The organism is Vibrio sp. St2 (assembly GCF_947311885.1).
In the GTDB taxonomy this organism is placed as follows: Bacteria; Pseudomonadota; Gammaproteobacteria; order Enterobacterales; family Vibrionaceae; genus Vibrio; species Vibrio coralliilyticus.
Window position 1 is genome coordinate 750,150 of the sequence record NZ_CAMZNA010000001.1, and the last position, 18,415, is coordinate 768,564.

The following is an 18,415-nucleotide window of genomic DNA, read 5'->3' on the forward strand; positions in this document are numbered from 1 at the left end:
CTGAAACTCCTAACGCCGCGTTAATGGGCAAACAACGCTGCCACAAACTTAAACCATTGTGACATAAACACAAAAACTAAACTGTGAGCTAAAACTGCCAAGCGTTGGTTGTCCAATTAAACGCTTGGTTATGGAAGCCTAAGACAACCAACACACTCGCCGTACCGCTGTCGCCCTTTGTAGCCACAAAACCAAACAAACCGGCAAGCAGCAACCAAATGAAGCCCAAAGAAGATACCTAACAACAACGATATTGCCCATTGATACAAAGAAGGGCCGCCCCACTGGAGACAAGATTCAGCTAATTGCCGCTGTACCAGTTTCACTTGGGAAATAGATGCAAACGGCAGATTAGCCATAGCGAAGTACCCAAAGCGGCTTTTCACCAGAGATAAATATTTGGAGCTAAGTGGACATGTGAGCATGGTCATGTAACTCACAGCGTACGTTGAGCCAACAAGCCAAATAAGAACTAAACCTTGCTGCGCCATAACGCCCTGTTAAGTGGCTGCCAACATACCACGAAACATAATTAAACAACCGTAAACACTGCACCAGACCAGAACCAAAAGTGCCCAACATTGGCAGTCCGTCTTGAACAGATTGTTATAGCGAATCATTTGATACTAAAAAATGCTTTGAGACCAATAAATATGAAAGCGAAATATTTATTGCTTCATTAGTCTCATAGAAAAACTTTTTCTGACGAAGCGCTTGTACTTTAAAGCCATCAAGTAAATCGATAACTTCTAGTAAGTCAGTTGTCTCTCTACCTGATTTTTTATAGTTATGTATTGTTAGTTCAAAAATACCGATAGAACTCTTCATACTCTCACGTTGGTTCTTATTCTTATATATAGAGCTCCATAGAGATTGGTAGTTGTCCGGTAACTCACCGGGAACATTGATAATTTTCGCCAGTGCGATAATTCGATCAATATTTTGTTTTGTTTCAGAATCCAAACTGGAAGAGACATAGAACTTTACAATGTATGACCGTACTACTTTGTAGAAAAAATACACGAAAACAAAGAGCATGCCATAGATTAAACATGTCACTAAAAAAGGTACTAAAAACTCATAACCAAATAGCCTTCGTATTAAATCCAATCGCTGTCTCCTTTTGACTCGCTATAACGCCCAATTAAGGGGTGAACAACACCCCCACCCAAACCTAAAACAATGTACAATAAACACTAAATTTGAAGTAGAAGCAAAAGTGCCAAGCGTTGTGAATCCCTCTTAAATTGCTTGTTAAATGTCTTTAACGCGACTCCTGATTTCTTGCATTTTATGGTCAACGTAAACATTGGTGTTTAACACCCAACCTTCTACGCTATTATGCAAACTATCAAAGACACTCGTGCCATCATCTTTTTTACAAGTAGAAAATGAGCCATTTTCGTCAATTAGCTCCACTTCTACTCGATATAATAGCTGCCCATTTATGTCCTGTTGAGCCCAATCGTTAATATGATAAATCGTTGTCAATAACTCGGCTAACTCTCCGCGCTGAAGCTCCATTCTATTATTGAACAACAAGTAATCTACATATTTATTCAACGCTTCTCTATGTGCGATATGCAAACGCCTAAGGCGAAGCCGTTGTTCAAAACTGTGTCCAACAAAGTTCGCTCGGTCAAATGCAGACTCTAAATTGCTCCATGAAAGGTTCAGATCATCAATGTATTTTTGGAAATGCTCAACCTGCATTTGCTTCATAACATGAGGTGTAGCTGAAACATCTTGAAGTAACTCATCTAGACTTTGGTTTTTCTTATATGCTTCAGCAATAAACCTTCTATGCCAATCATTAAGACATACCTTTAACTCTTTGGCTTCAGCGAGTTCAATGTCAATAGACATTTGCTGCTTCCATATGTTGGAAGCCTTTTCAGATATCTTCGCAGATTCAGCCGCAGCATAAGCTGCATATGCAGTACCGATAGCAGCAAAGCCAGTAAAAATAGTCGTAAGGAAAGTAATTACATTAGGTGTCTTGCTCTCTAACCAAACAACCCACACACCACCAACTCCGATTAAGAACGCGGTCATAGCTGCAACTAGAAATTTCAATTTTTCACCTGTATTAAAAGTAGACATTTAACGCCGCGTTAAGTGGTGAGCAACGCAACCACCCTACCTAAACCATTGTGCCTTAACCACTAAATTTACTGCAAACCGAAAATGCCAAGCGTTGTGAATCCGTCTTAAACGCTTTGTTAGCCGTTTTGGACGCCAACTATAGAAAAGTGGTGACTAGCGATATTGAAACCTTCGCGTAAATAGAACTTATGTGCTGGAAAACGCTGAACACCAGAATCCAAATGTATTTGTTCGCAACCGCTTTCTAAAGCATATGTTTTAAACCAATCGATAATAAATTTGCCTACACCACTCGAACGAAATTGCGCATTAGTTACCAAGTCTTCAATGTAAATATGCTTACCCCAAGCAAGCTTTTCACCTACGCTAAAGCCTGCTGCTGCTAGTACGCCTTCTGGCGATTTGACATAGACGACTTGGTAACCATTTGATTGCTGCTTCTCGATCTGACCAGACAAAGTATCTAAGTTGTAATTTGGGCGAAGTTGTAACAACACTTCTAGGACTGACTCGTAATCAGAATTTTTCTCTAAAAATTGTACTTCCATGTTTTCTCCATTTTGACGGCTAACGCCGCGTTAATGGGCAAGCAACGCTGCCACAAACTTAAACCATTATGCCATAAACACAAAAACTAAACTGTGAGCCAAAACTGCCAAGCGTTGGTTGTCCGATTAAACGCTTGGTTATGGAAGCCTAAGACAACCAATACAATCACTACAAAGCATGGGCTCATTGTGACCACCAAGGACAACAAACCAGTATGCAGCAACCCAATAAAGCCTAAAGAAGAAACCTAACAACAACGATACGGCCAATTGAAACAAAGAAGGGCCGCCCCACTGAAGCCAAGTATCAGCTAATTGCCGCTGTACCAGTTTCACTTGGGAGCCAGATGAAAACGGCAGATTAGCCTTTGCGAAAGACACAAAGCGGCTTTTCACCAGAGATAAAAATTTGGAACCTAGCAGGCATGTGAGAATGACTATGAAACTCACAGCGAACGCCGAACCACCAAGCCAAATAAAAACTATATCTTGCTGCACCATAACGCCGCATTAAGGGGTGAACAACGCAACCACCCGACTTAACATATTGTGCCATATACACTTAAATTGAAGTAGAACCAAAAATACCGAGCGTTGAGAATCCCTCTTAAATGCTTTGTTATGTGAATTTTTACTCGTACTTTTTACCGTTGTGCTTTAGCCAACCGTGCGGATGTCTATTATTGGGATCACGGTGTGTCCAGTGCATTACACCACCCTTTTTATTCCATTCATATTCACCGTAAAACTGAACTCGATCACCGACTTTTAGGTTGGAAATTCTTGGTGATAAATCGATATTATGGGCAACAAGCAAAGTCTGCTTACTATCTAATTTGAGTATAAACCTTTGATGTCGACTTCCTTTGTTGTCATCTGGCAATAGGCGAATTACTGTTCCTGAACCACGAACTTGAAGGTCACTTTGATGATTTTCATACGCCTGCCCAAGCTTGTAGTCATTCGCTAGAGCATCAACTGAAACTAAACAAAAAGCAGCAATAATTATTGCGAAGAACTTCTTCATATACTCAATTCTCTCTGATTCACATAACGCCCTGTTAAGGGGTGAGCAACGCAATACCGAAGCCACCGCAAACCACCTTAAACACTAAAACCAACGCATAGTAAAAAATGCCACGCGTTGCGAATCCCTCTTGAACAGTTTGTTAGGGGCAGGTTCAGTATTCCTCAGACACAATTAGTTGATCACCAGACTCGATGACAACAAAAGCCACTGAATAGTGTTTGTTATGAAAACCAACAGAACATATAGCCATTGTGCCCGAACCACATGTAACCTCGGGATATTGCTTACTAAAAGAGGTTTCGCCTTCTTGCGTAGGTGAGAGCTCCCAGCCTTTAGCAAAAAGTTCATTTTTCACCACATCGTAAGCTTTACCTTTAAACTGAGAAAAATCTAACTCATTAGCGGCTGTAGAAGTAGTAATAGCAAAAACTGAAGCTAATACGACACCAAACTGAATTTTCAATCTACTCTTCCTTACAAATATCGATAGCCCCTAACGCCGCGTTAATGGGCAGGCAACGCTGCCACGAACTTAAACCATTGTGTCATAAACACAAAAACTAAACTGTGAGCTAAAACTGCCAAGCGTTGGCTGTCCAATTAAACGCTTGGTTATATGCGACTTAATCACCTTGTGATGAAGTACCAATACTATCGTTAGCTCCACCACCAAATGTTTTATGAGTTGATGCATCACTACGACCGTCGATGCGGTGGAATAACCAAAAACCAACAGCCCCAATGAATGGAACCATCCAAACAATACTAACTTGAGTTAATTTTTGAGAGCTAGTGATTGAATCATTTTTGAGTAAAGAAATAGTAACGACGACATTAACTAGCACCAAAGCGCTGACTGTAACAAGTACAATATCCAACATAATCTACAAATTCCCCACGAAGCATATAACGCCACATTAAGGTGTGAGCAGCGCTTGGCTATACTTGAGCGAAGCGAAAATGCCGAGCGTTGCGAATCACTCTTAAATGCTTTGTTATATGCCTGTTTTCGAATAAACTGCCGTGCCACTCAATTCACCAGACGGCAATCTTCGGTCGTTACGTAAAATACCTTCAAAAGTATACCCACCTCGCTCTGCTACCATTCGACTTTTCAAATTCTGTTCAGCAGCTTTGATTTCAACTCGGTTAGCGTTTAGCTCATTAAACGCATATGACTCTACTACTTTCAATGCTTCAGAAATGAAACCATTGCCAACACTTGAACTACGCATCCAATAACCAATTTCAAAAAACGGTACTGATTTATCGCGAATAATTAACCCTATTGCACCAAGAAAGCGCCCTGTACTTTTTTCTATGATTGAATAACGTAACTCACCTTCAAAATTCTCAAAGTTATTGATGGCTTGTTGCGTATTTTCAATTGATTCAGCTTCTGTTAACGCATATGGAACCCAAGGAAGGTAGGCGCCAAGTTCATCTTGGCTTTCCAGTATCGCTTCAAGCATCAGAGGTTGATACTCCATTGAAGGGGATAGTAGTTTAAGTCTATCTGTTTCCATATTTACCAATATCCAATTAAGGCTTATAACGCCGCGTTAATGGGCAAACAACGCTACCACAAAATTAAATCATTGTGACATAAACACTAATGCCAAACTGTGAACCAAAACTGCCAAGCGTTGGTTGTCCAATTGAACGCTTGGTTATGGAAGCCTAAAGCAACCAATACAATCACCGCAAAGCATGGACTCATTGTGACCACTAAATACAACAAACCAGTATGCAGCAACCCAATAAAGCCCAAAGAAGAAGCCTAACAACAACGATACAACCAACTAAAACAGAGAAGGGCCGCCCCACTGAAGCCAAGAAATCAGCTAATTGCCGCTGTACCAATTTCACTTGGTAAATAGATGCAAACGGCAAATTAGCCGTCATGGAAAACTCAAAGCGGCTTTTCACCAGAGGTTAAAAATTTGGAATCTAGTGTGCATGTAAAAAATGCTATGAAACTCGCAACATATGCTGGACCAACAAGCCAAATAAGAACTATATCTTGCTGCACCATAACGCCGCATTAAGGTGTGAGCAACGCTACCACAAAACCCGACCATACCACCGTAAACACAAAACCCAACGATGGAATGAAAAATGCCAAGCGTTGGGAATCACTCTTAAATGCTTTGTTATATTTACATTTCAAAGTATTTTTGACCATTTTCCCAATCATGTTGCAAAATATGGTTGAGGTGGAATGTGCCATTTTTTAACCAATGATTTTGTTCACTGAAAAGGTGCTTCACCATAAAGGTCGACCAAAAATCCTCAATGGTTTCAACCCCTTCAATTAAAGCTTGTACAGCGTAGCCAATAACACGCATCGTTAAAGTTTTTGTAAGATGGTAATACCATTCAACTTTTCTAGGATCTATATCTTCAGAATTAAGCTCGCTAGAGCCTTCATGAAATATTGCACAACGGTACTGATACATTTCCTTAATTTCTTTAACCCATGTTTTCCCCATTGGGTTTATATGTGACTTAAACCTTTCATGATCAGCAAGACTATCCATAATTGCTTTAGAATCAGCACCTCTAGGTGCGCCAGTAACCATACAGTATCTACGCACAAAAGCACTATCTGTACACTCTTTGTCCGGCAACATAGCTTCCAAGCCTATCCAGTTAAAAGCGAATTTATGCGTAATATGCGAGGAAAACTGCGCCTCACGCTCCCACTCAAGGCATTTATAAATGCGTTTTCCTAAATCGTTTAATGTTCCCCTCAAAAAATGACCTAATAACCAATCCCAAACATCGGTATCTAAAGCTTTTACAATACCTGGGCCATATGGAGAGTTTGAACTCCTAATAGGTTCAAAAGTCCCTCCTTTATAGACAACCCCAATAGCCTTTCCTTGACCACGGTCCCAGTTAATAAATCTAGCTTTAGCGGAAAAGTATTTTTTATTAAATAGGGCTAAGGCCATATCCGCAATAATTAGTGCATTCTTGAGAGTATCCTCATCGGAGTCTACTGTTGGGACGATCAACAACTTAGGGTTATTTAACGTTAGTTTTTCAGATGCTTCTAGTCCAAAACTTTCAAAAGAGGATTTTAATGATGATGAAAAAGAGGTCTTCATTGACTCAGGAAGATCACTGACTTTACAAATATACATATCCGGCCCAAGCCCTAGCGGTACCACTGGCGTGGTAATCATACCCGTTACGACTACAGCAACCCAGTTTTGATGTTTTCCTAAATCTATTGTTTTCATATTCTCACCGTAAATATAACGCCTTGCTAACGGGCGATAACGCTATACCACCCAACTTAAAACTTGTGCCCTAAACACTAAAGCTGATTAGAATGAAAGTGGCCAAGCGTTAGGAGTCCCTGTTAAGCGATTTGTTATGAGCCGAGTTTAAGGTAAACGCCTTCTTGCCTGAGTTGCGCACGTAAATCTAGTAACTGTATGTGTGTAGATACAATGAAAAATAGATTACCAATAGCTATAGCGAACATTAAACCTGCGAAATACCCCGACCACAAATCTGAGTCTGGCTGATGAAGAGTGTTAAACGCCATGCAAAAAAACACGATACTAGAGAGAAACAAGCTTAGTTCACTACAATTTACTCTGTAGTTTTTGGTAGCATAATCGTAGCTAATTTTAACTTTTGAGCAGAACGCACCGAGCTTAATGTACATTCTTGTTTCACCGCTTTCGTATGCGATGTCGTTGAGGTCTAGTACTTTTTCAATACATTCAAGCATGATTATCAATTCCGTAAGTTTGAAGTTTTCCTAGCCTATTATTTAGCTCAACCAGATTCATATTGTGGCAGTAATTACTCGGCATGCCTCACATTTCACCTTAGGCTCATAACGCCGCGTTAATGGGCAAGCAACGCTGCCACAAACTTAAACCATTGTGCCATAAACACAAAAACTAAACTTTGAGCCAAAACTGCCAAGCGTTGGTTGTCCAATTAAACGCTTGGTTATGGAAAACTAAGACAACCAACACACTCACCGCAAAGCGTGGGCTCATTGTGACCACTAAACACAACAAACCAGTATGCAGCAACCCAATGAAGTCCAAAGAAGAAACCCAACAACAACGATACAGCCAACTAAAACAAAAAAGGCCGCCCGACTAAAGCCACGCTACAGCTAATTGCCGTAATGCAAATTTAACTTGGGAGCCAAATGCAAACGGCAGATTAGCCTTAGCGAAATACCCAACGCGGCTTTTCACCAGAGATTTAAATTTGGAATCTAGTGGGCATGCCTAACCTGCCGTGAAACTCGTAGCAAACACTGAACCAACAAGCCAAGTAAGAGCTATATCTTGCTGCACCATAACGCCCTGTTAAGGTGTGAGCAACGCAATACCGAAGCTCACGCATACCACCTTAAACACAAAACGCAACGCATAGCAAAAATGCCAAGCGTTGCGAATCACTCTTAAACAGATTGTTAGGAGGTTAACCCTTTGGACTTGCGGTTTTCGTCAATCGATGCATCTATGTCTTGAACAGTTAATTGTTCAAGCTCTTTATCATAAGCACTAACCGTCAAATCTGAACAATTAAAACGGGCATTACTAAATTGTTCTAAAAACCAGTTATCAATAACTGTCCGCTTGGTTTTAGTAAGCAGGTGTGTATTCCGATTTATTGTAAAAGCAACAAAGTCTGCAAGCTGCAAGAGCGGCTCAGATGCTGACGACTCAAACGTACCAACATATTCCGCGGAGTAATCTCTAAAAACATCCTCACAAAAACTACTCCCAGGCTTACCAAGTCCTTCATCCATAAACACTGTTAAATTTTCAGCTTTCGTTTTATAGAACCTTTTAATTTTGATGAGTAAGAAAAATAATGACAAATGTTCTCTTTTATTCAAATCCAAGTTATTTAATTTTACATTAAACTTAGATAAATCATGATCTTCATACGAATAATCATCTAACGTTTGAATAAATATGTCCCAATTATATTTTCTATATATTTCGAAGAAAGCCCTAAAAACAGCCAAGTTCTCTCCGTTTTCAAACTTATCCCAAGGAGGTTTTCTATTATAGATATCTACAAAATGCAATTCATCTACTTCAATACCAAACTCCTCTTTGAATAAAGCTAATACACTTCTGATTTGTTCTCTTACATGACCCACTTCGTGATCAGGTATAGATACGGCGACATTTGTTCGCCTATTACTCGTTACATACTTGGAGTCATAATCAAAGACTGCGCCATATGTATCATCTATTGCTATATGCAAATCTTACCCTCCTAACGCCGCATTAAGGTGTGAGCGACGCTTGGCTATACTTGAGCGAAGCGAAAGCGCCAAGCGTTGCGAATCACTCTTAAATGCTTTGTTATATGAAACTTCAAATGGTAACGGAACCTATATATTTACCTTGTTCTTCGAACACGGTTTGGCGAACGATGCCCACTTTACCTTTTGCAGCCCCCTTAGAAGCCGTTGCTCGCATGTGGCGGTCGAAGATAGATACTGGCAACTGAAACAACTCGAATTTACCACTTTCTTGTTGAAATGCACCAACTACAAAATCCAGTCGTTCTAGCATTTTGTAGGTAACACCAACACTGTCTGTATCGACCTTTGCACACTTAATGACAACATGACTTTCTTTATAGATGCATTCGTTACTGATTTTGGACGAGATAGAAGTGCCGAGCTTTTCTGCAATAATACGCGCAGTCTGCCTACCCCAGTCATTCGCAGCTGCTCCTGATGATTGATTCTGAGTCATAACCTATCTCCTTTCATATAACGCCCAATTAAGGGGTGAACAACGCCTCCACCCAACCTAAAGCATTGTGCCATAAACACTAAATTTGAAGTAGAACCGAAAATGCCAAGCGTTGTGAATCCCTCTTAAATTGCTTGTTATGTTTGTTCTTCAACCATGAACCCCAAGTATTCATTTTGCATACGCAAAGCCAAATTACTACAGTAGCCGAAATACTTTATACATTCCGGTTTACTCATACTCTTAGTTCCGGGATAACATAATGATACGTAATAGATCTTCTTGTCAGGCATTATAGCCATTCGAGAAACAAACTTTTTCGCGACTTGGTCTGCTCGATGCTTATCAAGCTCGATTGCCACAACAAAGTCTTCATTGTCACCATAGATATCGATCGCATCTGAACTTGTGGAGCAAGGCGAGAACTCACGAGACCAAGTAACTCCTGCGAATTCAACAAATAACTCTTGGTACAGTTCCTTTTGAAAAGCTGAAACTATTTTCCGCTGTTCAACTTGTGACTTAGTTAAGTGATCGGCGAAATATGACTGACATGGTAAAGCCTCAATTATCGAGGTAAGCCTTTGTAAAATATCATCATCAGGACCGCTTATAACCTGTAGCTTGGGAAAGAGAAGCATAAATTCCTCCGAAAAACATAACGCCGCATTAAGGTGTGAGCGGCGCTTGGCTATACTTGAGCGAAGCGAAACTGCCAAGCGTTGGGAATCACTCTTAAATGCTTTGTTACATTAGCCAAATATGAGTAATTAAGGGACGGTTCCCAGTACATGATAAAGCCAATTTCACGGGTTTTCCGGCACTATATGCAGTTAACGCCATAGAATATATACCTCTACCTTTGTGCGTGTTTAAAAACACAGTGTTATACGTGCTGTCACTTCCTGCACGACACTCCGAAGGGACGAAATCACTAGGCACTCCACCCTCTATGATTATCAATGCTCTGCCGTTTTCATCACCTTCCACAATAATGCTAGATATCTTTTTTGCTGTAGGCATCCAACTCCCCGGATTTGCAGATGCAGATACCGATGTAAACACCAATACAAACAAAATTAGAGGTAAAACCTTCATAACCTTAGTTCCTTGAAATATTTTAAAAAATAAAACTTACGATATTTCGATCTAAAAATGTAACGCCCTGTTAAGGTGTGAGCAACGCAATACTGATGCCGCCGCATGCCACCTTAAACACTAGAACCAACGCATAGTAAAAATGCCACGCGTTGCGAATCACTCTTAAACAGTTTGTTATGCATTTTCTGGGGTTAGACATGTCAGTATTAACTGCTTAAAAAGCTATATTTGAAGGATCATTCAAAGCTTCTAAAGTTAAACCTCGTTTCACTTTTCTGATTTGAGATTGACAACGTGTTAAGGCAGGATAAATCATAGCTTCGTACGAAGGAGTTTCTGAACGCAGACGCTCCTTATCTTCAGTACTGCTGTTTTGCCCATATCGAGTAGTAGGTCTACCACCTCGCTTTATTTTATAAAAGGCATTTTGACGTCCATGTTTATCTGCAATAGTTGTACTTTGAAAACAAAAGTTAATGGTATAAGTACGGTCGACCAAAATTTCTTGACCGTCTTTAAAAGGTTTCCAACCATGGTTATATGATGTACTAAACAATTTCTGTTTACTACACCATTGTTTCATCTCGTTATATAGCTCAAATGATAAAGATACTTCAGTAATGTCATCAGTTTTCATGGTTACTTAACTAGAAAGTTTAATGAAAGATGCATCATACAGAATGATATAATGCAAATCTATTTGCATACATCCTTCACTTCAAAATGCATAACGCCCTGCTAAGGGGTGAGCAACGCAATACCGAAGTCGCCGCAAACCACCTTTATCACTAAATACAACGCATAGTAAAAATGCCACGCGTTGCGAATCCCTCTTGAGCAGTTTGTTAGTCGCGAGGCACCGAGCGACAATTTTAAGCCAAACTAAACTTTGCGAACAACAAACTTTATGTGTTTTGATGCACTTAAGCCAGGCGTAGTCTCAAAGCGGCTATTCAATGAAACCACTTGGAACAAACAACGCCGCAGAAAACGAACTGACAACACCAAAAGGCGCTTTTGGAAAGCTAATCTGACAGTGCGGACTTTCAACGAAGTCACTGAAACCACGTGGAATTTACAACACCAGAGAAAACGTCATTTCAGCGAGTAAATCGGCTTTTGTACCCAACAAACTCACCGAGCGGATTTGCAACCCAAAATAGACTCTCGATTGCCCTGCTCTGTCAGCACCAAAGAACAAAACAACCGCTTGGACACTTGCAAAACTCTGGACTTAAAACTGCTGAAACTGAGTTTTGACCATCGACGATGAATCTGTATACCAAACAAACAGCTGCCAAATTTTGAGCTAAGAAACATGATTTTGATTGCTAGCTTTTTCTGGCGACTAACGCCGCGTTAATGGGCAGGCAACGCTACCACAAACTTAAACCATTGTGGCATAAACACTAATGCCAAGCTGTGTACCAAAACTGCCAAGCGTTGACTGTCCTATTAAACGCTTGGTTATGTTGTCATAGCTGGAAGTTAATAGTAATTTCTTGAGATATCGGGGCTTTCACATTCTGTGGCTCAAACTTCCATTGGGATAATGCTTTCACTGCAGACTCGTCAAATATACCTTCAGGGCCGGAGTCTTGAATTTCTATGTCTCTTACATTGCCATTACTGTCAACCTTGAACCTCAGCGCTACAAAGCCTGAAAGACTGTTATCTATTGCTGATTTCGGGTATCTAGGAGAAACCTGAACTATCGGCTCTAGTTTATCTGATGATGAATCAGCTGACTTTTCTGTGCTGGCACAACCAGCCAGAACCAACCCAATTAACAAAACTACAATTCTCATAACACCACTTATCAACATAACGCCGCGTTAATGGGCAGACAACGCTACCACAAACTTCAACCATTGTGACATAAACACTAATGCCAAACTGTGAACCAAAACTGCCAAGCGTTGGTTGTCCGATTAAACGCTTGGTTATGGAAACCTAAGACAACCAACGTACTCACCGCAAAGCGTAAGCTCATTACGGCCACGAAACCCCATAAACCACTATGCAGCAACCACATGAAGCCCAAAGAAGAAACCTAACAGCAACGATACGGCCAATTGATACAAAGAAGGGCCGCCCCACTGGAGCCAAGATTCAGCTAATTGCCGCTATACCAATTTCACTTGGTAAATAGATGTAAACGGCAGATTAGCAGTCATGGAAAACTCAAAGCGGCTTTTCACCAGAGATAAAAATTTTGAAACTAGTGGACATGTAAGAATGGCCATGAAACTCACAACGAACGCTGAACCAACAAGCCAAATAAGAACTAAATCTTGCTGCACCATAACGCCGCATTAAGGTGTGAGCAGCGCTTGGCTATACTTGAGCGAAGCGAAACTGCCAAGCGTTGCGAATCACTCTTAAATGCTTTGTTATGTTTTGTGCCCAAACCTCTTAACCAAACCAGAACAAATCACGGCTAACTTAGCGTCACTGTCTACAACATGTTGACGAGCGTCTTCAAATAAACAATACACTTCACCTTCTTCACAAGCCTTACCTTTTTCCAAAACGTCTAGGACTCGCATGTTCCACATATAGTAATCATTCGGGTCAAAACCTGAGTCTTGGAAATATAGCCCTACGATTAGCTCCATTTGACGGATATTAGCCATCAAACGCCGTCGGTGTTCTCGACTTACTGTCGGGTAGTCAGCTCTTTGACTTTGTATATCATCTAAGATTTCAGTACATAGATCGGTGTACTCGATTGATAATTTAGCCAATTCTTCAATCTTTTTGAGTAAATACTCTTGACGCGCTCTACGTTGAGAAAAATACTGATTTGTAAGCAAAACGCCAACGGCTAATAATGCAGAGAAAACGAAAGTAATCAGCTTAACTTGGTCTTCTTTAGCCGAAAATAATTCTATTAGGTACATTTCATCCTCGAAAAACATAACGCCCTGTTAAGGTGTGAGCAACGCAATACCGATGCCACCGCAAACTACCTTAAACACAAAACGCAACGCATAGCAAAAATGCCAAGCGTTGCGAATCACTCTTAAACAGATTGTTATGTGATTTTGCTGGCGGAGTTTTGGATACTCTGAGTATGCTCGTCAAACTTAGACTTGATATCGCTATCTAAGATTTCACATACTAAACTGCCCGCATGACTAAGGTATAAAGCCATATTTGCCACATAGAATATATCGCTTTCACAAGGTTCGGAAGCATGCACTACTAACTCAACATGATCCTTAGCGTCATCTTTGCGAAAGTGTCGTTTAACAATGCTACTCAACGAACTATGGGCTTCGGAACACAAGTATGCATATAAACCTTTATACTCATTTTCCATTCCCGCCAGTTGAAACTTATCTAAAACCGAATAACGCTTTTTACCGAGCTTTTCAGCCAGTTTCTTATTTTCTTCTTGGATTCGAGGTATCTCGGTATCAGCTAGATACACCAACGACGAAAAATATGGATTACCATCTTTCGCTTGCTTCAATTGCTTTAGATGAGAGTATCCATTATCCAAATCAAGAACATCAACATAGCCTTCACTATCCCTCAAATTTTTGAGGTCTACGTAATGCTCCATAAACGATCTAAACAACACAAGAGCACCTGTATGAACGTAGTCTCTTGTAAGTATCTCAAATGATTGAGATAACTCGATCAAAGAACAATACAATCCAACTGAATATGCATGATACTTATAGTTATTTTGCATCTCCAATTGAACTACATGCTCATTAGCAAACTCTATTGCTTTTTTTAGTACTTCAGAGCTCATAATTTTCCTAATCACATAACGCCGCGTTAAGTAGTGAGCAACGCTAACCACCTAACCTAAACCTTTACACCGTAAACACTTAACCCAACTTAGAATGCAAAACACCAAGCGTTGGGAATCTGCCTTAAACGCTTTGTTATACCTGTCCCAACGTTTTCAAAGAACTAGGGACGATGAGCTTGTGAACTGGAGCAACAAAAAACATGTACACTTTGCCAAACATGTTATGTACATGCACCACCGTGGTCGCGTGTACTGCAATTTTATCCCCAACTACGTCCAGTAAAAACGACACTCTTACATCAAGATGTTTGTCACTGTCCTCTAAGACAATTTCAGTATCACTATTGCTGTGTAACGTGAAAATACCGATTCTCTCGCCAACACTAATGTTTTCTAAATTTTCCGCTGACATAGCATCCTGAAGTCGGCCTAAGTTCTTTAAACCAAGTACTGATACTATGCGATTTCTCGTTGCCATTAAGAATGAAACCCACGCTGGCGTTTGTTTCGCGATTTCAAGATAGATATCGAGTGCGGTTTGGTCATTGTTAGGGATTTCGCATGAAAAGCTATCAGCGAAATAAGCCCCTTTTGCATAATCAAACAATTCAGAATATTTTGGAATTGACATGTATTTCTCCCAAAAGGCATAACATTTGTATACTACGCATGCTCATTTACCAACGAGAGCTTTTCCTACCAACTCTTCTGATTTCTATACAGAAAACCTGAATTAGCTACAGGTTCAAAGTGCGCATGCGCATTTTGGTTGCGTAGTATATCTTCACCAGCTCACTTAACCCGTTGATTTTAAATTTACTATGTATTTATCACAAACATAAGTGAGCATCGGCGTGGTGATGATCACCATCTGCTGCCTTTAGACATCTTAGATATGAATGGCAAAAACCGCTGGGTGTAAGTGCCAGCGGTTTAAAATGCATGCTTTGATATAAATGGTGAGATTGTCGTTATGCGACTTCAGTGACTGGTCGGGAGAAATACGTTGGGTACTTCTGACGGATATGGCGTTGCTCTTCGACCATATTCTTAAACGTTGGTCCTTTCTTTAATTTCACAATCACTTCATTCTGGTCAAAACGAAGCACTGCGCCTTCAAAGGTCACTTGTTTGTTGTTGTGTAAATTGAGGGTGCCAGACATAGCCAGTCCTTTGTACCAGTCGGTAAATGTATTCTTTACAACTCGAATGCCGCCTTCAGAAACTTCGGTTACGTGAAACAGCTCGTTAGAAATACGCACAGAAGGTCTTGCTCTTCTTGGGTATTTCAAGCGATAGAATTTACGTTTTTGTTCAAAATCACTCATCAACAATCTCCTATTACTTCGAGTGATAGCGTCCCGAAGATCCTTACCTTGTACTGGTGGTTTTCCGTCACCAATATCAATTAAATTTCCAGATAGTATAACTGTCGACTATTAAAAGAAAATCTTTAGCGTTTAGTTTTGAGCCTGTGATCTTGACACACGGTATGACCACTCAAACAAAACGCAGTAAGTCGTTGTTTTTAAATGAATAGAAATCAAAAAATAACGACAAAACAAACTTCTTTACAATACGCAGTTTTGCGCATACATTGCACGCATATTAATCACTAGGTTTATTCAATGTCACAAGAACGTACCGGTAACTGGATGGCAGCGCTTTCATTCCTTCTATGGGGTTTACAGCCACTCTATTATCAATATTTGCCTAACGCGGCTTTAGACGAACTACTGACCGTTCGATTGGTCGCGTCGGTGCCCTTTGGCATACTGATTGTTTTATTTGTCACCAAGCGAATGCCTGACTTTTCTGCTATTTTCGCGGATCGCCGCTCTCTCGCCATTACATTCCTTGGTAGTACCTTGATGTCTATCTCCTGGTGCGCTTTCACATGGGCAATCACCAATGATCGCGTTATCGATGCCAGCTTAGGCTTTTTTATCAGCCCGTTAACGATGACGGCGCTGGGCGTATTTGTGTTGGGAGAAAAGCTTTCACTTGGCAAGAAGGTCGCACTGGTGCTGGCCAGCGCTGGTTTGAGTTATCAAGTGATGCAATATGGGCAGGTACCCGTTATCGCACTCACGATGGCCATTTTCTTTACGTTGTATGGTTGGTGTAAGAAGAAGATCCGATACGAGTGGAGCACCTGTCTGTTTGTTGAAGCTCTAGCACTAATGCCATTTGCGTTGGGTTACCTTATTTTCAAAGAAATGACGGTTGGAACGGAATCTTTTAATTCTGGCTGGGAGACCTTTTCCCTCTACGTTGGCGCAGCTCCAGCGACTTTGATTCCGCTGCTTTTCTATTCTCTCGCGATTCGTTTAACCAGTATGTCGACCGTCGGCCTAATGCAATATATTGAGCCGTCAATCCAATTTTTGTTGGCGATCTATTTATTTGGCGAAGTCTTCGATGAAGTCAAACTAGTGAGTTTCAGCCTGATATGGGCAGGCCTGCTGTTCACCATTGCAGAAACCGCCAAAAACCGAGTTGTACTAAAACGCTCATAAAAAATCCCCCAGTTGGGGGATGTTTTAAAATGAAAGGCTAATCATACCTTGCCACAACAAGCCAACAGCCAGCACAGCGACCACACTCAATAGTCCAGCTCCTACCTTCTCTTTACCTTCAAATGGGTTAATACCCTGCTCTTTTTTAGCCTGAATGTAAAAGTACAAACCCGGCAGATAAAGAATGGCAGAAAGCAGTAGATAATTGAGCCCGGAAGCGAACAACAACCAAAGCCCGTACAAGGTTGCACCGATACCAATGGCTAGCAGGCTGCCTTTATTTTTCTGCTCTAGCGCCAGTTTGAGTACAAATGCACCCACCAAAAAGTAAGGCACTAGGATCATTTCGGAGGCAATAATCAGTAAGGTATCGTACGTGCTACCCGCGAACATCACAAAGATGAGAGAGATTTGAACCCAAACATTGGTCAGGGTTAACGGTCTTACCGGACTGCCCGCCTTGTTTAACTTAGCGTACTTGGCTGGGAACATTTTCTCTTTGGCACATAGATACGGAGCTTCTGACGCCAAAACCGTCCAGCTCAAAAATGCACCACAAACAGACACCAGTAAGCCAATACTTATAATGTATTGCCCCCATGGCCCAAGGATATGAGTCAGCACTTTTGCCATTGAGGGGTTTTGGTAGTGGGCCAATTCCGTTGGTTTAATAACGCCCATCGACAGTAACGTCACTAACACATAGATAGATAACGCGGTAAGCAGGCCTAATATCGTTGCGCGGCCAATGTCTTTCCGGTTTCGAGCTCGACTTGATACGACCACCGCGCCTTCAATACCGATGAATACCCAAACGGTCACCAGCATGGTACTTTTTACTTGCTCCAATAACCCATGACCTTCACCGAAATGAAGGCCACTAAAATCGAGCGTAAATGTGTCCCAACTAAAAGCAAACAGAGCACATAGTATGAAAACGAATAGCGGCACCAACTTGGCGTAAGTCGTGACCATGTTAATCAAAGCCGCAGTCTGAACGCCGCGTAAAACCAGAGCATGTACCATCCACAACAAGGCAGAAGCGCCTAAGATCGACACCCAAGTATTACCCTGACCAAAAATAATATTGTCTGGTGTGTCAAACAGCATACCCAACGTGCTAAACACAATCACCAAATAAGAGACATTGGCTAACATCGCACTGAGCCAATACCCCCACGCAGAGCAAAAACCGACGAAATCGCCAAACCCTTCTTTGGCGTAGCCGAATACACCACTCTCGATATGAGGCTTGTGGAAGGCTAACCTTTGAAATGAGAGAGCGAGAAAAACCATGCCGATCCCCGTGATCGACCAACCGATCATCACGGCAGCAGGGCTCGCAACAGCTGCCATGTTTTGTGGCAAGCTAAATACACCTGCGCCTATCATTGAGCCAATGACGATCGCAGTAAGAGAACTGAGCCCGAGTTTGTTGTTCATTGTTGTTTCCGGATTATAAATTCGAACGCTATGGAAGTGGTCATATTACGAGGAAATATCAATAAGCGGCAGAGCAGTTGTGACTGCTATCGCAAAGATAGATTCATAATCAAACACTTCATTGTTACTGATCAAACCAA

The 18,415-nt window shown here is 41.1% G+C and carries 22 protein-coding genes; 1 reads left to right on the forward strand and 21 read right to left on the reverse strand.

Annotated elements, in window-relative coordinates:
* Positions 1 to 88: 88 nt before the first annotated feature.
* From QMA41_RS03545 to QMA41_RS03665, 20 genes are all read right to left on the reverse strand, one after another.
* Complete coding sequence (locus QMA41_RS03545) at positions 89 to 229, reverse strand: hypothetical protein (RefSeq protein ID WP_281628863.1); 141 nt, start codon at positions 227 to 229, stop codon at positions 89 to 91.
* A 377-nt stretch (positions 230 to 606) separates the two neighbouring features.
* Complete coding sequence (locus QMA41_RS03550; protein WP_143695614.1) at positions 607 to 963, reverse strand: hypothetical protein; 357 nt, start codon at positions 961 to 963, stop codon at positions 607 to 609.
* Positions 964 to 1,254: 291 nt separating this feature from the next.
* Complete coding sequence (locus QMA41_RS03555; RefSeq protein WP_281628864.1) at positions 1,255 to 2,103, reverse strand: hypothetical protein; 849 nt, start codon at positions 2,101 to 2,103, stop codon at positions 1,255 to 1,257.
* Between the two features lie 119 nt (positions 2,104 to 2,222).
* A complete protein-coding gene (locus QMA41_RS03560) occupies positions 2,223 to 2,654 on the reverse strand; it encodes a GNAT family N-acetyltransferase (protein ID WP_025613380.1) in 432 nt (143 codons plus the stop codon).
* A 138-nt stretch (positions 2,655 to 2,792) separates the two neighbouring features.
* Positions 2,793 to 3,155: a hypothetical protein gene (locus QMA41_RS03565; RefSeq protein WP_281628865.1), complete on the reverse strand. Its 363-nt coding sequence runs from the start codon at positions 3,153 to 3,155 to the stop codon at positions 2,793 to 2,795.
* 130 nt (positions 3,156 to 3,285) lie between these two features.
* Entirely contained in the window at positions 3,286 to 3,681 is a 396-nt protein-coding gene (locus tag QMA41_RS03570) for a DUF3465 domain-containing protein (protein ID WP_281628866.1), read from the reverse strand.
* Between the two features lie 154 nt (positions 3,682 to 3,835).
* Positions 3,836 to 4,147 (reverse strand): hypothetical protein, encoded by a 312-nt coding sequence (locus QMA41_RS03580; RefSeq protein WP_281628867.1) that lies wholly within the window; start codon positions 4,145 to 4,147, stop codon positions 3,836 to 3,838.
* Between the two features lie 160 nt (positions 4,148 to 4,307).
* Positions 4,308 to 4,565, reverse strand: a complete 258-nt coding sequence (locus QMA41_RS03585; protein ID WP_043007670.1) for a hypothetical protein — start codon at positions 4,563 to 4,565, stop codon at positions 4,308 to 4,310.
* 114 nt (positions 4,566 to 4,679) lie between these two features.
* Positions 4,680 to 5,210 carry a GNAT family N-acetyltransferase gene (locus tag QMA41_RS03590; protein ID WP_281628868.1) on the reverse strand — a complete coding sequence of 177 codons (531 nt, stop codon included), beginning with the start codon at positions 5,208 to 5,210 and terminating at the stop codon, positions 4,680 to 4,682.
* Between the two features lie 633 nt (positions 5,211 to 5,843).
* Complete coding sequence (locus QMA41_RS03595) at positions 5,844 to 6,932, reverse strand: hypothetical protein (protein WP_281628869.1); 1,089 nt, start codon at positions 6,930 to 6,932, stop codon at positions 5,844 to 5,846.
* Positions 6,933 to 8,137: 1,205 nt separating this feature from the next.
* Positions 8,138 to 8,944: a DUF3800 domain-containing protein gene (locus QMA41_RS03605; protein WP_281628870.1), complete on the reverse strand. Its 807-nt coding sequence runs from the start codon at positions 8,942 to 8,944 to the stop codon at positions 8,138 to 8,140.
* 112 nt (positions 8,945 to 9,056) lie between these two features.
* Positions 9,057 to 9,443 carry a hypothetical protein gene (locus QMA41_RS03610; protein ID WP_281628871.1) on the reverse strand — a complete coding sequence of 129 codons (387 nt, stop codon included), beginning with the start codon at positions 9,441 to 9,443 and terminating at the stop codon, positions 9,057 to 9,059.
* Positions 9,444 to 9,580: 137 nt separating this feature from the next.
* Entirely contained in the window at positions 9,581 to 10,084 is a 504-nt protein-coding gene (locus QMA41_RS03615; protein ID WP_281628872.1) for a hypothetical protein, read from the reverse strand.
* A 106-nt stretch (positions 10,085 to 10,190) separates the two neighbouring features.
* Positions 10,191 to 10,541, reverse strand: coding sequence for a hypothetical protein (locus tag QMA41_RS03620; protein ID WP_281628873.1), 351 nt, complete (start codon positions 10,539 to 10,541; stop codon positions 10,191 to 10,193).
* 217 nt (positions 10,542 to 10,758) lie between these two features.
* Positions 10,759 to 11,181: a hypothetical protein gene (locus QMA41_RS03630; protein ID WP_281628874.1), complete on the reverse strand. Its 423-nt coding sequence runs from the start codon at positions 11,179 to 11,181 to the stop codon at positions 10,759 to 10,761.
* A gap of 838 nt (positions 11,182 to 12,019) precedes the next feature.
* Positions 12,020 to 12,352, reverse strand: coding sequence for an energy transducer TonB (locus QMA41_RS03640; protein WP_281628875.1), 333 nt, complete (start codon positions 12,350 to 12,352; stop codon positions 12,020 to 12,022).
* Between the two features lie 585 nt (positions 12,353 to 12,937).
* The gene (locus QMA41_RS03645; protein ID WP_194568893.1) at positions 12,938 to 13,447 is read right to left on the reverse strand and encodes a hypothetical protein; all 510 of its coding nucleotides are present in this window, start codon (positions 13,445 to 13,447) and stop codon (positions 12,938 to 12,940) included.
* A gap of 134 nt (positions 13,448 to 13,581) precedes the next feature.
* On the reverse strand, positions 13,582 to 14,310 hold the full coding sequence (locus tag QMA41_RS03655) for a DUF5677 domain-containing protein (protein ID WP_281628876.1): 729 nt from the start codon (positions 14,308 to 14,310) through the stop codon (positions 13,582 to 13,584).
* 136 nt (positions 14,311 to 14,446) lie between these two features.
* A complete protein-coding gene (locus tag QMA41_RS03660) occupies positions 14,447 to 14,944 on the reverse strand; it encodes a DUF2867 domain-containing protein (protein ID WP_281628877.1) in 498 nt (165 codons plus the stop codon).
* Between the two features lie 340 nt (positions 14,945 to 15,284).
* Positions 15,285 to 15,641 (reverse strand): PilZ domain-containing protein, encoded by a 357-nt coding sequence (locus QMA41_RS03665; protein WP_021458334.1) that lies wholly within the window; start codon positions 15,639 to 15,641, stop codon positions 15,285 to 15,287.
* Between the two features lie 300 nt (positions 15,642 to 15,941).
* Between QMA41_RS03665 and rarD the strand changes: the two genes are divergently transcribed.
* Positions 15,942 to 16,832, forward strand: coding sequence for an EamA family transporter RarD (rarD, locus tag QMA41_RS03670; protein WP_281628878.1), 891 nt, complete (start codon positions 15,942 to 15,944; stop codon positions 16,830 to 16,832).
* A 24-nt stretch (positions 16,833 to 16,856) separates the two neighbouring features.
* On the opposite strand, the gene QMA41_RS03675 is transcribed toward rarD, so the two are convergent.
* Positions 16,857 to 18,275, reverse strand: a complete 1,419-nt coding sequence (locus QMA41_RS03675) for a basic amino acid/polyamine antiporter (protein WP_281628879.1) — start codon at positions 18,273 to 18,275, stop codon at positions 16,857 to 16,859.
* Between the last annotated feature and the right edge of the window lie 140 nt (positions 18,276 to 18,415).